Raw genomic sequence first — 14,840 nt, forward strand, 5'->3', positions numbered from 1 at the left:
AACCCGGCCTCAGCGCCGGGTTTTTATTTCTGCAGTTACAGCAACGGCTCTATCTGTTTGCCAGCCTTGAGAAAATTGACTGGGTTTACCGGGCGACCATTTTCGCGCACTTCATAATGAAGGTGACTGCCGGTCGAGCGCCCGGTGCTGCCCGCCTGTCCGACGACCGCGCCACGAGCAATTTTCTGGCCGTCATGGACCAGAACCTGTGAGAGATGCGCGAAGCGGGTGGCAAAGCCATTGCCGTGGTCGATCTCGACCATATTGCCATAGCCGCCGAAGCGTCCGGCTTTCGTGATCGTTCCTGCCGCCGTGGCTCTCACCGTTTGGCCGTAGGCCGCACGGAAATCGATGCCCGAATGAAAGGCTGCGCTTCCGAAAAACGGATCGCTGCGATATCCGAACAGGCTCGTTACCGGCATGCCGGGGGCAGGGTTTGCCAGCGGCATCGCCCTGATCTGTTTGCGAACACTGTCGAGCCGCTCGAGCGCGCTGTCGAGATTGCGGATCTGCATGTCGAAATCATTGATGACTGTGCCCGGCGCTGAAATGGGGATCAGCGGACCACCCATAGCGGAACGCGCGCTGTCTGACGTTTCAATGCGCAGACCGGCGGAATTCAACGTATCGACGATAGAGTCTGCTTTTTCAGAAGCTGCATCGGCCAGATTGCGCACCTTGCCGTTCTGTTCGCTTTCGATGCGATGCAGGGTCTGGTTGATGGTAGCGAGCAGCTTGTCAGAAGTTTCGATTGTAGATTCACCCGACATGCCACCTGCCAGACGCAAGCCCAGCGGTCCTGCATCTGCACGACGCTCCGGCTTTACGTTCTTGGGAACAGGGCCGGTGATGATCGGATCGATTCCGGGGAAATCCCGTCCGCCAATCGCTTCATCCGGGATCAGCTGGCTGTGTTCTTCAACGAAGGGTGCGGCCTGTGTCGGCATATCCGGCATTGGCTGCAACTTCGATGCTCGTTCCAGCAAAGGCGCAAGTTTGCCGTCGCGCGCACTCAGTGTCTGTTGGCGCTGCATCAGTTCGGCAAGCTTGTTTTCCATGACCTGCTGATCGAGCATCTGGCGGCTGGTGATACGGTCGACTTCCGTGCGCAGCAAGGAAATGCGGTCTTCATAAAGCTGCTGATTGCGAGCCTGCCGCGCAATGCCCGAACTGATCAGATCGTCGCGCAGCACAAGATAGGCGGTTGAACCGAGATAGGCGGCCGAAAGCGCCAGAAACGCCGCTCCGCCTGCGATGGCCATCCATGGGCGAAAGGTAAAATGGCTGATTTTCTCGCCGCGAGCGATAATGACGACAGGCGGCTCCTTGCGTTCGCCGAAGACCGTCTTTCCCGTTGTTTTCGCCCGCTTATTTGTCATGGCACCCGCATGCCCCTCAGTAGCGCGGTCCGGAACCTGAATTCAGCTGGTGAATGAAGGTAAGGACCGCAGAAGTTTGGCGGAACGTTTCAGAAAACGCACCGATTCCCTAAGTTTGATTACAACTTATTAGGGTTAACAAAGCTTTGCATTTGTGGCTTGCGCCAGCCATGCGGGCCAGAAATGGCCTCAGATCGAAACTGGAGACAAAGTGCGATAGAAGGACGGCGTCAGACCGGCTTCGGCACGCGCCAGATCGTTGAATGGCGGCTTGAGATCGCCTCGGAAATTCGTGCGCACCAGTTCCTGAAAGCGGGCGACAGGGTCGATGCGATTGCGAGCGCAGAAAAAGCGAAACCATTTTGCTCCCACAGCCACATGGGTCTTCTCATCATTGTAGATGACATCCAATATCGCTGCCGTTTTGTGGTCGCCGGTTTCGATCATCTTTTCCAGAAGTGAAGGCGTTAAATCGAGACCGCGCGCTTCCAGTATGAGCGGCACCACGGCAAGCCGTGCCTCCAGATCGTTACGCGTCTGGTGTGCCGACTGCCACAACCCGTCATGGGCGGGCATGTCACCATAATCCGCGCCAAGGTCGTTCAGGCGATTGCGCAACAGGGTGAAATGGCGAGCCTCGTCATCGGCGACCTTCATCCAGCCATCGAAAAAGCTGCGCGGAATGGGTTTGGCCGCAAAGCGCGCCACGATATCGAGCGCCAGATCAATAGCATTCAGCTCAATATGGGCGAGCGCGTGCATGAGCGCGATACGGCCGTGTTCTGAGTGCAACGAGCGCTTCTTCATCATACGCGGCGGCACAAGTTTGGGCTTGGCTGGTCGCCCCGGGCGATCCGGCAAGGGCGGGTCAAGCGGGCTACGCACTGAAAGGGTACGCCCGAACCAGCGTGCAGCTGTCTCGCGCGTGAGGCGTACTTTTTCGTTCAGATCCGCCGAGGCAATGGCACGAATGGCATTGCCTCGCAGTGTTTGTTCGGGTGATTTTGTCTCGCACATCTGAAACAGAAACCGCTTTAAAGCGCACGCGCCGCTTCGAGCACCTCTTCAGCGTGACCGGCAACTTTCACCTTGTTCCAGACACGCGCGATACGACCGGCAGCATCGATCAGAAAGGTCGTGCGTTCGACGCCCATATATTTGCGGCCATACATGCTTTTCTCGACCCATACGCCGTAGGCTTCAAGCGCGGTACGCTCTTCGTCTGCAACGAGATCGACGGTCAGCTCATGCTTTTTGCGAAACTTGGCATGTTTCGCGGCGCTGTCAGGCGACAGGCCGATTACCCGCGCACCGATTTTATCGAATTCAGGCTTCAATTGCGAAAAGGCAATCGCTTCCTTGGTGCAGCCGGACGTGTCATCCTTGGGGTAGAAATAGAGGACAACAGGCTTGCCTTTCAGCGATGACAGGGTGAGTTGGTCGCCGCCCGAAAGTCCATCTGACGGCAAGCTGAAATCCGGTGCCGTTTCGCCAACTTGGGGATGAGCCATATCTGTGCCTTTCTTTTATGGATTAGCATGGAAATCACCTGTTACAGTCCGAGCTATCGCATTCGAGTGACGCTTGTGCAACCATGGAAACCGCATCGTTTTGCAGATTGGCAAAATGTCGGAGAATGGACGCAAGCTTGAACCGCAAGCACCGCATCAGATGGAAAGGGTGAGTAAAATCAATTCCATACGATTGTTTCATGATTCACTTTATGAAACAATCGTCGATTGCAGCACTTGATATCTGGCTGGGTTATTGACAGAGAAACCGAAACGAATCCGCTTCAGCAAGCGGGAAATGGACAGAATCGAGCGTCTGGCCGCTGACGGCACGGATGGTCTCGCAGACAGCCCGTTGCGTCCGCGGCGGTCTTTTATTTCGCGTTGTTCCCATGCTTTCGTTTCGATCTGCATTCTGCTTGTTCTCATCGGCGGTGCTGGTTTTCTCGTTCTTCGCGGCGGCGTGGATAGTGAGCTTTTGCGCAATGAGGCGCAGAAAGCCCTGATCGGCGTTCTGGGCGATGGCGCTACAGCATCGATTGGCAGCGCCGCACTATCGCTTGATCAGGACAGCCATGTTGCCATGGAAGCGCGCGACGTTTCCGTGACTGACCCCAGGCAAGGCGTTGAAATAAAAGGCATTCGATCTGTGCGCCTTGGGCTGTCGCCTCTGCCGCTGCTGACTGGCTCGGTTCGCGTGGCGCAGCTTGAAGTCGAGGGTGTGACCTTTGATATGCCGGAGGCGAAGGGCGACGGTTTCTGGAAATCCCTGCCTTATGATGAGCGCGGCATCGTCGATTTCGACGCGGTGTCCGAACAGATTTTTGCGGCCATGCGCAGGAGTGTGGAGCTTTTGCACCAGCAGGACACGCGCGCCATCGGCATTTTCAACAGCACGATCCGCTTTAAGGCGGGCGATGCGCAACAGTCTATCGATATTCAAAGCGCGCGACTGGTCGAAGATCAGGGAAAGATCGCCATCAAGGGCGACCTGACCTGGCAGGGCGAGAGGATAGCGATCGACGGCAAGATTGATCGCAATGTGGCGGATAACAGCCTTCAAGGCTTCACGCTCAATATCAACGATATTCCGGTGAAACTGGGCTCGCCGCCTGAAGTAACGCCTGTCATGGCGAATAACCGGATCAATCCGGCCCATTTTGAGCTGGACGGGCAGGCCAAAGTCACGCTTTCCGGCACAGCGGCTACAGCCGATCAGCCGGAGCGTCTCGGCGTTGATCTGGGCGTTGATGGCATCGACATGCAGATGGGGCGGGTTGACGATATTCGCGGTCTCGCACTCTTGAGCCTTGAACATAAGGTTGGCAGTCGCAAGATCGAGATCAAGCGATCGCAACTGCAACTGGGCGGTCTGCAGGCGCAGTTCAATGGCGCGTTCGGACCGGAGCCGGAGGATGCGGGTAATCAGGACGGCCCAGCCTATCGTTTCGAGGTGCTGACCAGTTCTGCTACCAGCATGCCAGCGGAATCGACCGATCCGCCGCTGTCCTTTGCGACGCGCATATCCGGTCGTTTTCTGGCGGACCAGTTGCGTGTTCAGTTTGCCAATCTCGATGTGAAGACCGAAAAGGGTCAGCTTTACGGGCAGGGCAGCATGGCGTTCGGCAAGGGCTCGCCTGAAATGATTTTTATGCTGCGCATCCCGACAATGCCAGCGGCCGATGCCAAGCATCTCTGGCCAATTGATGTGGCCGATGGTGCACGCGAATGGGTATTGAAGAACCTCTACGGTGGTACGCTGAAGGACAGCCAGATTGACATTTCGCTCGCTGCCGGGCGTTTCAACGGTCCGGGTCTGCCGCCACCGCTCACAGGCGATGAAATCAAAGGCGATTTCAAAGTATTCGACACGCGTCTGGACGTTGTTGGTGAATTGCCGCCGGTCCGTGAAGCGGATGGTGTGATTACGGTTCGTGGCGCGCATACAACGATCAAACTCCCCAAAGGCGTCGTCTATACAGCGGACAACAGACGAGCGGATGTTTCCAACGGGACACTGATCATTCCGTGGGGCCCGCAGCGCCCGGTCATTTCCGATCTCGATATCACCGTTTCGGGCGATGCATCAGCCATTGCCGAGATAGCTGGTAAAAAACCGATCGACGTGTTGAAAAACGTGCCGTTCCTGCCGGAAGATGTCTCAGGCGATGTCAAGGCGCAGGTTAAGGTGAGCTTCGCCGTGTCGAAAGACCCGCCGCCCGGTACCTTGAAATGGAATGCCGATATTGGCTTCACTAATCTGGATATTGCAAAGCCGGTGGGCGGCTCGAATGTCACCAATGCCACGGGCACGATCAAAGTCGACCAGACAGCCGCCGTTATCACCGCCGATGCAAAACTTGACGGCGTACCCGGCAAGGTGACCATGACCGAGCCGGTTAATCTGTCCGGCCCGGCCAAACGGGATCAGAAGATCAGGCTGGAAATCGACGACAAAACCCGCAATGCGGTGTTTCCGGGGTTGAACACCGTCTTTTCAGGGCCGATGTCGGTTGATCTAGGCATGGCGGACGGCGGAAAACGCCACGTCACTGCCGACCTTGGCAAGACACAGGTGGACCTGTCGTGGCTCGGATGGCGCAAGGGGGCTGGCGTCCCCGCCAAGGCCACCTTCGATTTCGCGCAGAGCCCGGACGACAAGAGCAAGATCGATATCACCAATCTGGTCTTTAATGGTGATGCATTCGGGGTGAAGGGCAATCTGTCGATTGCCAAGGGTGACTTCCAGTCAGCAGATTTCAGCGAATTGCGTCTTAACCGGAATGATGATCTGTCCGTCAAGGCCACAAAGGGCGCCAATGGCTACCGCGTTACTGTGCGCGGATCGCAATTCGATGCGCGCGCCTTGATCAAGCAGGCGTCGGATCTGGGCGGCAAAGGGAGCAGCGGCAAAAGCAAGGGCCCCCGTGTTGTCGTGAGCGCGCAGGTTGATGAAGTCAGCGGCTTTAACGGCGAATCCTTGCGCAATGTCGCCATTTCCTATGAGAGCTCCGGCAATCGCATTGCCGGTGTGTCCGTCAATGCCCAGACCGTATCCGGCCAGTCATTCGTCGCCACCAACAATGATCAGGGCGATGCCCGTTCGATCTCGCTCCAGTCCAACGACGCAGGCGCGGTGCTGCGCTTCTTCGACTTCTACGACAAGATGCGCGGTGGCAAGATCACGGTCGGTCTTGCAGCGCAGGGCGACGGCCCGTTGCGCGGGCAGATCGATGCTCGTAACTTCGCGATCATCAATGAGCCGCGTCTGGCCAAGCTCGTTTCGAGCCCGCCAGCAACCGGCGGTGCGAGCCTCAATCAGGCAGTAAAGCGTGATATCGATGTGTCGCGCGTTGATATCGAGCGGGGCTTCTCGCTGATTGAGAAGGGCGATGGCTATCTCAATCTGTCGAAGGGTGTGGTACGCGGCCCATCGGTCGGGACCACCTTTCAGGGAACGCTTTACGACAAGCAAGGCAATATGGCGATCACAGGCACCTTCATGCCAGCCTATGGCGTCAACCGCCTATTCGGTGAAGTGCCCATCGTGGGCATGCTGCTGGGCAATGGTCGTGACCGGGGCCTGATCGGCATCACATACAAGCTCTCGGGAAGCGCCAAGCAACCGCAGGTGATCGTCAATCCGATCTCCATCATTGCGCCGGGCATCTTCCGCTCGATCTTCGAGTTCTAGATCGAGCCTCATCAATTACGCCCATATAAAAAGCCGGGCATTAAGCCCGGCTTTCTTCATTTCAGTTCATACCGACTGGCTAGATCAAGCCGGGCGGATAAGCACGTGACGCTTCTTGCCGAGCGACAGCTTGATGACGCCCTGTTCGTTCAACGCACCGGCATCGATCATCATGCGCGGATCGGTGACCGGTTCGTCATTGATGCGCACAGCGCCACCTTCAACGTGACGCCGGGCTTCACCATTGGTTGTGCAGAGTTCTGCCAGAACCATCAGCGCCAGAATGCCGATGCCGCTATTGAGCGTAGCCTTGTGGACGCCGACCGTTGGAAGATTTTCGGACAGTTCGCCGTCTTCAAAGGTCTTGCGGGCAGTTTCGGCGGATTCCTCGGCTGCGTCGCGGCCATGCAGTATCGCTGTTATCTCAGTCGCGAGGATCTTCTTCGCTTCGTTGATCTCTGAACCTTCGAGTGCTGCCAGCTTGGCGATCTCATCCATCGGAAGCGTCGTGTAGAGCTTCAGGAAGCGCTCCACGTCGGCATCTTCGGTGTTGCGCCAGTATTGCCAGAAATCATAGGCGCTCAGCATGTCCGCATTGAGCCAGATGGCGCCGCCCAGCGACTTGCCCATCTTCTGGCCAGAAGCGGTGGTCAGCAGCGGGGAGGTTAGGGCGTAGAGCTGCGGCGTTCCCATGCGATGGCCGAGGTCGATACCATTGATGATATTGCCCCACTGGTCGGAACCACCCATCTGCAGACGGATGTCGTGGCGCTTGCTCAGTTCCACGAAGTCGTAAGCCTGCAGGATCATGTAGTTGAATTCGAGGAAGGACAGCGACTGCTCACGGTCGAGGCGTGTCTTCACCGAATCGAAGGACAGCATACGGTTGACCGAGAAGTGGCGGCCGACGTCGCGCAGGAATTCGAGGTAATTGATGTTGCGCAGCCAGTCGGCATTGTTGACCATCAGCGCGTCGGTGGCGCCGTCACCGAAGGTAAGGTAGTTCGCGAAGACGCGCTTGATGCCGGCAATGTTCTCGGCAATCGTATCTTCGGTCATCAGCTTGCGTGCTTCGTCCTTGAAGGACGGATCGCCAACCATGCCCGTGCCGCCGCCCATCAGGGCTACAGGCCTGTGGCCGGTCTGCTGGAACCAATGCAGCATCATGATCTGGATAAGGCCGCCCGCGTGCAGACTTGGTGCCGTCGGGTCGAAGCCGATATAAGCCGTCACGGTTTCCTTGGCCAACAATTCGTCGAGGCCGCTTTCATCAGAGATTTGATGAATGAAGCCACGCTCGGAAAGCGTGCGAAGAAAATCGGATTTGAAACCGGACATTCCTTTTTCCTGACTGATAAGGCGAAGTTGAAACTGGAGTAAGCGGCTGCTTACAACAAAGTGATAAGTTGGCCTTTAGCACCAATCAACCGCCAAAAACAAGGAAACTCCCCAAGGACTGGGGAAACACGTAATTTGCGCAGGTTTCGTCAACAGCTTCGACTGTTCAATGCTGTGCGGTGCCTGAAAACAGATTGAGCACGATTACACCGGCGATGATCAGTCCCATGCCAGCCACGGCGGCAAAGTCGAGCTTTTGGCCGAATACAAGCCAGCCGATCAGCGCGACCAGCGTGACGCCAATCCCCGACCAGACGGCATAGGCAATGCCGACGGGGATTGTCTTCAATGTCAGAGACAGGAAATAAAAGGCAAGCCCATAGGCGATGATCACCACGACAGATGGGCCAAGTCGAGTAAAGCCGTCGGAGGCTTTCAAGCTCAATGTGCCGATAACTTCAGAGCAGATGGCAATGGCGAGAAGGGCATAGACCGGCATGGCGCACCTGCTGAGAAACGAATCGACCTGACGAGAAACACTATGCATAAAAAATCCGGCGGAGCGATCCGCCGGATAAGACCAGGTCAATCTGGTTTGCGACCGACTTGCTTGCCTAGCGCAGACGTTTTGGACGCGCTTCGACCAGTTCACCCATCAAGCGGCGGTCGAGATATTCCGAGCATTCTTCGATTAGCTGGTCGCCATGGCCCGCAAAGAAGTGGTTGGCGCCTTCAATCGTGTTCTGCGTGATGGTGATGCCCTTCTGGGTCTTGAGCTTGTCCACCAGCGCCTGCACGTCCTTGGGCGGTGCAACCTTGTCCTGATCACCATGGATGATGAGACCGGACGAAGGGCAAGGCGCGAGGAACGAGAAGTCATAGGTGTTCGGCTGCGGTGCGACCGAGATGAAGCCTTCGATTTCCGGACGGCGCATTAGAAGCTGCATACCAATCCAGGAACCGAAGGAATAACCGGCAACCCAGCAATTCTTGGAATCCGGATGCAGGGCCTGCACCCAGTCGAGCGCGCTCGCCGCATCAGACAATTCGCCTGCGCCATGATCGAATTCACCCTGGCTACGACCGATGCCGCGGAAGTTGAAGCGCAGTGTCGTAAAACCGCGCTGCTGGAACATGTAGAACAGATCGTAGACGATCTTGTTGTTCATCGTGCCGCCGAACTGCGGATGCGGGTGCAGGATGAGCGCGATGGGCGCATTCTTTTCCTTGGAAGGCTGATAGCGGCCTTCGAGGCGTCCGGCAGGTCCGTTAAAAATGACTTCTGGCATGTGTACTCCGCTTGTAACGGGAAGACCGGACCGGAAGCTGCGAACTTGACGTTGGGGGACGCCGCTTCTAGAACCGATTTGAAATTTTGACAGGCTGAACCTGAAGTTCAGCACGTAGAATGGCTTAATAGGCTTTTCCAGATTGAAAATTCAAGGAAATTGCGCTCGAAGCCCATTCTTGACGTTATTTAGGAGATAGGGACGGTGAACGTGAGCGGCAAGAGGCTGTATCTGGACTATAATGCCAGTGCGCCTTTGCTCGATGAAGCGCGGGATGCGGTTATCGAGGCTTTGGGTGTTACGGGCAATCCGTCCTCTGTGCATCGTGAGGGCCGCGCCGCGCGTGCGCTGGTTGAAGCGGCGCGCCGCAATGTTGCATCGCTGGTCAATGCCAAGCCCGAACATGTCTTCTTCACCTCCGGTGCCACCGAGGCTGCATCGACGCTTTTGACGCCCAATTACATGATGGGCCGTTCGCCAGTCCGTCTTTCGCATCTCTATGTCAGTGCGACCGAACACCCATGCATGACCGCTGGCGGCCAGTTTACGGCGGAGAACATCACCACGTTGCCGGTCGATGAGAACGGCATTCTGCGGCTCGATGTTTTGACGGAAGCGCTTGCCGCCCATGACAAGAGCAAAGGCTTGCCGCTGGTCGCAGTGCAGGCCGCGAATAACGAAACCGGCGTCATTCAACCCGTGGCGGAAATTGCTGCCATCGTGAAGGCCTCTGGTGGCATCTATGTCGTGGATGCTGTTCAGGCAGCGGGGCGCATTCCACTCGATATTTCAGACAATTGCGGCGATTACCTCATCGTTTCGTCCCACAAGATCGGCGGGCCGAAAGGCGTCGGCGCAGTGATCGCCATTTCCGACCTTATGATGCCGCGCGCGCTGGTGCGTGGCGGCGGGCAGGAAAAGGGCCACCGTGCAGGCACAGAGGCTTTGCCGTTGATTGCAGGCTTTGGCGCGGCTGCCGCCGTTGCAAAAAAGCGGCTCGAGGCAGGCGGCTGGTCCTCCGATATGCGCGACAGGCTGGAAGCGGGGATTGCAGATATTGCACCGGGCGCCGTCATTCACGGCAAGTCGGTCAACCGTCTGCCGAATACGACATTCTTCTCGCTCGACGGTCAGAAGGCCGAGACAGTCCAGATCGCCTTCGATCTTGGCGGAATAGCGCTTTCTGCGGGATCGGCTTGTTCGTCGGGCAAGGTCGGTCCTAGCCACGTGCTGGCCGCCATGGGCCATGAGGACGGTCCTGGCGCGATCCGTGTTTCGCTGGAGCCGGATGTCCGTGCGGATTCGGTCGACGCGTTTCTCGCGGCGCTGCGCACAATCGTCGAACGCCACACCAGAAAAGCCTCGATCTAAAAATCGAGGCCGAGTTTCTTCTTTGCGGCCGCGATATAGCCCTCATAGCGGGTTTTGAACTCTTCCCGCCTGGCAATATCGTCGGCAATGTCGGAGGAAGCGCTGGCATCTGAAATATTGAACTTGTCGTGGGCGCTCTGAAAGAACTTCAGCTGTTCGATGGTTTTGCCCTCGTCATTCACCTGCTGCTCGAGGAATTTTATATAGTCCTGCAGATCACTGGTGCTCATCATGGTTTTCCTTCCATGCTGAACTACATATGAGCGAGCCCGCAGACGGCAAGAGCGCACATGATTCCGTTGCTCGGTCGAAAAACCTGAGTTTTTTAAGGAAAATCAACGCTTAAAAGCCGGTATTGGATTTCCCTGCGATATGTTTCATCTATCTGTTTCAATAAGTTGATCATTTTAATCGGCATTTTTAGGGGCAAATTTGAAACCGGCGCTTGAAATTCAGTTTAGAGAGGTTTTAAAGAAGGGCCACGCACACTATATTGAGGCGGTATTGTTCAAGACATATCACCTTGACGTTTGCAACTGTCGGGCCTTGACCCCGACGAGGATGGAGAACGCCAATGCCTGCAGTGCAGGAGACCATTGATCAGGTCCGCGGCCTTGACGTGGATCAGTACAAGTACGGCTTCGAAACGACGATCGAAGCAGAGAAGGCTCCCAAGGGCCTGAACGAAGACATCATTCGCTTCATCTCCGCCAAGAAGAACGAGCCGGAATGGATGCTGGAATGGCGTCTGAAGGCCTATGAACGCTGGCTCACCATGGAAGAGCCAAGCTGGGCACGTGTCGACTATCCGAAGATCGATTTCCAGGACGCCTATTATTACGCGGCCCCGAAGAACCAGAGCGGCCCGAAGTCGCTGGATGAAGTCGATCCGGAACTTCTCAAGACCTACGAAAAGCTTGGCATTCCGCTGCGCGAGCAGGAAATTCTTGCTGGCGTCCGCAAGCAGGGCGATCCGAGCGAGATCGACGGCAATCCTTCCGACAATGTCTATGCATCCGGCCGCGTCGCCGTCGATGCCGTGTTCGACAGCGTGTCGGTTGTGACCACCTTCAAGGAAGAACTGTCCAAGGCGGGCGTGATCTTCTGCTCGATTTCGGAAGCGATCCGCGAACATCCTGAACTGGTCCAGAAATATCTGGCGTCGGTCGTTCCGGTGTCGGACAACTATTATGCCACGCTGAATTCGGCTGTTTTCACGGATGGATCGTTCGTCTATGTTCCGAAGGGCGTTCGCTGCCCGATGGAGCTGTCGACCTATTTCCGTATCAACGAGAAGAACACCGGCCAGTTCGAGCGCACCCTCATCATCGCTGAGGAAGGCGCCTATGTTTCCTATCTGGAAGGTTGCACCGCGCCGCAGCGCGATGAAAATCAGCTGCACGCCGCCGTGGTTGAACTGGTTGCGATGGAAAACGCCGAAATCAAATATTCGACGGTCCAGAACTGGTATCCGGGCGATAGCAGCGGCAAGGGCGGCATCTACAACTTCGTCACCAAGCGTGGCGATTGCCGTGGCGACAATTCCAAGATCTCCTGGACACAGGTTGAGACCGGTTCCGCCATTACCTGGAAATACCCGTCCTGCATTCTGCGCGGCGACAATTCGCGCGGCGAGTTCTACTCGATTGCCGTGTCGAACGGCTATCAGCAGATCGACTCGGGCACCAAGATGATCCATCTCGGCAAGAACACGTCGAGCCGCATCATTTCCAAGGGTATTTCGGCTGGCAAGTCGAACAACACCTATCGCGGACAGGTTTCGGCCCATCGTAAGGCTGAGAATGCCCGCAACTTCACCCAGTGCGACTCGCTTCTGATCGGCAACGATTGCGGCGCGCATACGGTGCCGTATATCGAAGCAAAGAACGCTACGGCGCAGTTCGAGCACGAGGCAACCACCTCCAAGATTTCCGAAGACCAGCTGTTCTACGTGATGCAGCGCGGCATTCCGGAAGAGGAGGCAATCGCTCTCATCGTCAATGGCTTCGTGAAGGAAGTCATTCAGGAACTGCCGATGGAGTTCGCCGTCGAAGCTCAGAAGCTTATCGGCATCTCGCTTGAGGGCAGCGTCGGTTAACCGACGCACTCCTCCCTTCTCGCATCAGATTTTCTGGCCAGCCTTTTCCTGGCATTAGAACAAGGTTTACATTCATGCTTGAGATCAAGAACCTCCATGCAAAGATCGCCGACACGGATACCGAGATCATCCGTGGCCTGAACCTCACCGTGAACAAGGGTGAAGTGGCTGCGATCATGGGTCCGAACGGTTCGGGCAAGTCCACGCTGTCCTACATCCTCGCTGGTCGCGACGATTACGAAGTGACCGAAGGCGACATTCTTTATAACGGTGAGTCGATCCTTGAACTCGACCCGGCAGAACGCGCAGCCAAGGGCATTTTCCTTGCTTTCCAATATCCAATGGAAATACCGGGCGTCGCCACGATGGAATTCCTGAAGGTTGCGATGAACAGCCAGCGCAAGGCGCGCGGCGAGCCGGAACTGAAGATTCCGGAATTCATCAAGCGTGTGAAGGACGTTGCAGGCGGCCTCAACATCGACATGAATATGCTCAAGCGCCCGCTCAATGTCGGCTTCTCGGGCGGCGAAAAAAAGCGCGCTGAAATTCTTCAGATGCAGCTTCTGGAGCCAAGCCTCTGCGTGCTCGACGAAACCGACTCCGGCCTCGACATCGATGCGCTGAAGATCGTTTCGGAAGGCGTCAATGCGCTGCGTTCGCCAGATCGCGCCGTGATCGTCATCACCCACTATCAGCGTCTGCTCGAATACATCGTTCCCGATAGCGTGCACGTGCTTTACAAGGGCCAGGTCATCAAGTCTGGCGACAAGAGCCTCGCATTGCATCTGGAAGAAAACGGTTATGCCGAAGTAATCGGCGAAGCAGCCTGAGGAGGATTGGATTATGAATATCCAGACCACTCAGACCGCAAAGCCGAGGACGCCTGCTGAAAGCGCGCTGATCGACAGCTTTGGCGATCTTATCGGCACTTTGTCCGGTAATGGCGATGTCGTTGTTGCACGCGATACGGCGCTTGAATTGCTCAAGACCAACGGGCTTCCATCCCGTCGCGTTGAAAGCTGGCATTACACGGATTTCCGCACGCTTTTGAAGGGCGTTGCGGCATTCGACAGTTCTGCGGGTACGCAGCCGCTTTCGGCGTTGCTTGTCGGTTCCACCATTCTGGCTGCCAGCAACGGCGTTGCACTTGACGCCAGGGCGCCTGAAGGCGTGTCGGTGACGCCAGTGCGTGAAGCGCTGGCCGACGGCTCGCTGGCTCTTCAGCTCAAGACGCGCGGCACAGACGATACAATCGGCCAGATCAATGCTGCCTATGTCAGCGATGGCTGGATGATTTCGATTGCCGACGGCACCGAGCTGGAAGCGCCTCTCGAAATCCAGAACATCCAGAAGACCGGGCAGGGCCACACGCGCTTTCCGGTTCGCATCGGTTCGGACGTCAAGGCAACGATCATCGAACGCCAGAACGGCGGCGAAGGCGATGCTTTCTCGACGTCGGTGAGCCATGTTTCGGTTGGTGACGGTGCAGAAGTCCTGTGGGTTATCCTGCGCGATTTCGGCCAGGCGACGCAGCTTTCGCAGTTCAATGCGACGATTGGCAAGGGCTCCAAGCTCACGCTCTATATCGTCAATGCGGGCGGCAAGCTGGTTCGTCAGGAGGTGCACGTCAATGTGACGGGTGAAGATTCCGACTTCGAGCTTCGTGGCCTCAATCTTCTGGCCGACGACACCCACACCGACATCACCATGACGGTCGGTCATCTGGTGGAAAACACGCGTTCGACCCAGATTATTCGCAATGTGGTCAAGGACCGCGCGCGCGGCGTTTTCCAGGGCATGATCCGCGTTGCGCAGATCGCCCAGAAGACCGATGCACGTATGGCCTGCAACACGCTCTTGCTTTCGGATGAAGGCGAGTTCGATGCCAAGCCGGAACTCGAAATCTTTGCGGATGACGTGGCCTGCGGTCACGGCGCAACGGTTGCCGAACTTTCCAAGGACTATCTGTTCTATCTGATGGCCCGCGGTGTTCCGGAAAATGAAGCACGTGGGCTGCTGATCAAGGCGTTTATCGCCGAGATCATCGAAGAGCTGGAAGACGAAACGCTGGTTGAAGCACTGGAATCTGTGCTGTCCGACTGGCTCGCCGTTCATGCCTGATTGACAGTGACAGCGCGCTGATATGCGCGCTGTCCTTTC

General features: G+C 56.6%; 12 protein-coding genes. 5 read left to right on the plus strand and 7 right to left on the minus strand.

The annotated features are described in order from the left end of the window. Positions 1-35: 35 nt before the first annotated feature. From FHW03_RS09265 to FHW03_RS09275, 3 genes are all read right to left on the minus strand, one after another. Positions 36-1,379: a M23 family metallopeptidase gene (locus FHW03_RS09265; RefSeq protein WP_182520355.1), complete on the minus strand. Its 1,344-nt coding sequence runs from the start codon at positions 1,377-1,379 to the stop codon at positions 36-38. A 189-nt stretch (positions 1,380-1,568) separates the two neighbouring features. Next, a complete protein-coding gene (locus FHW03_RS09270; protein ID WP_182520356.1) occupies positions 1,569-2,396 on the minus strand; it encodes a ferritin-like domain-containing protein in 828 nt (275 codons plus the stop codon). A 17-nt stretch (positions 2,397-2,413) separates the two neighbouring features. After that, entirely contained in the window at positions 2,414-2,890 is a 477-nt protein-coding gene (locus tag FHW03_RS09275; RefSeq protein WP_182520357.1) for a peroxiredoxin, read from the minus strand. Positions 2,891-3,188: 298 nt separating this feature from the next. On the opposite strand from FHW03_RS09275, the gene FHW03_RS09280 reads away from it, so the two are divergent. Further along, positions 3,189-6,584: a DUF3971 domain-containing protein gene (locus tag FHW03_RS09280; RefSeq protein ID WP_182520358.1), complete on the plus strand. Its 3,396-nt coding sequence runs from the start codon at positions 3,189-3,191 to the stop codon at positions 6,582-6,584. 84 nt (positions 6,585-6,668) lie between these two features. Here FHW03_RS09280 and tyrS read toward each other — a convergent pair whose 3' ends face one another. The 3 genes from tyrS to FHW03_RS09295 form a co-directional block, all read right to left on the minus strand. Continuing rightward, a complete protein-coding gene (gene tyrS, locus FHW03_RS09285) occupies positions 6,669-7,922 on the minus strand; it encodes a tyrosine--tRNA ligase (RefSeq protein ID WP_182520359.1) in 1,254 nt (417 codons plus the stop codon). A 166-nt stretch (positions 7,923-8,088) separates the two neighbouring features. Next, the gene (locus FHW03_RS09290) at positions 8,089-8,421 is read right to left on the minus strand and encodes a multidrug efflux SMR transporter (protein WP_182520483.1); all 333 of its coding nucleotides are present in this window, start codon (positions 8,419-8,421) and stop codon (positions 8,089-8,091) included. Positions 8,422-8,536: 115 nt separating this feature from the next. After that, positions 8,537-9,211: an alpha/beta hydrolase gene (locus FHW03_RS09295; protein ID WP_078338528.1), complete on the minus strand. Its 675-nt coding sequence runs from the start codon at positions 9,209-9,211 to the stop codon at positions 8,537-8,539. Positions 9,212-9,415: 204 nt separating this feature from the next. On the opposite strand from FHW03_RS09295, the gene FHW03_RS09300 reads away from it, so the two are divergent. Then, the gene (locus FHW03_RS09300) at positions 9,416-10,582 is read left to right on the plus strand and encodes a cysteine desulfurase family protein (protein ID WP_182520360.1); all 1,167 of its coding nucleotides are present in this window, start codon (positions 9,416-9,418) and stop codon (positions 10,580-10,582) included. On the opposite strand, the gene FHW03_RS09305 is transcribed toward FHW03_RS09300, so the two are convergent. After that, the gene (locus FHW03_RS09305) at positions 10,579-10,815 is read right to left on the minus strand and encodes a hypothetical protein (protein ID WP_377514485.1); all 237 of its coding nucleotides are present in this window, start codon (positions 10,813-10,815) and stop codon (positions 10,579-10,581) included. The genes FHW03_RS09300 and FHW03_RS09305 overlap by 4 nt on opposite strands. Positions 10,816-11,156: 341 nt before the next feature. Between FHW03_RS09305 and sufB the strand changes: the two genes are divergently transcribed. From sufB to sufD, 3 genes are all read left to right on the plus strand, one after another. Continuing rightward, positions 11,157-12,680 carry a Fe-S cluster assembly protein SufB gene (gene sufB / locus FHW03_RS09310; RefSeq protein WP_182520361.1) on the plus strand — a complete coding sequence of 508 codons (1,524 nt, stop codon included), beginning with the start codon at positions 11,157-11,159 and terminating at the stop codon, positions 12,678-12,680. Positions 12,681-12,754: 74 nt separating this feature from the next. Beyond that, positions 12,755-13,510 (plus strand): Fe-S cluster assembly ATPase SufC, encoded by a 756-nt coding sequence (sufC, locus tag FHW03_RS09315; protein ID WP_078338532.1) that lies wholly within the window; start codon positions 12,755-12,757, stop codon positions 13,508-13,510. A 13-nt stretch (positions 13,511-13,523) separates the two neighbouring features. Next, on the plus strand, positions 13,524-14,801 hold the full coding sequence (sufD, locus tag FHW03_RS09320) for a Fe-S cluster assembly protein SufD (protein ID WP_182520362.1): 1,278 nt from the start codon (positions 13,524-13,526) through the stop codon (positions 14,799-14,801). The last annotated feature ends 39 nt before the right edge of the window (positions 14,802-14,840 follow it).

This window comes from Ochrobactrum sp. RH2CCR150 (assembly GCA_014138095.1).
GTDB lineage: Bacteria > Pseudomonadota > Alphaproteobacteria > Rhizobiales > Rhizobiaceae > Brucella > Brucella gambitense.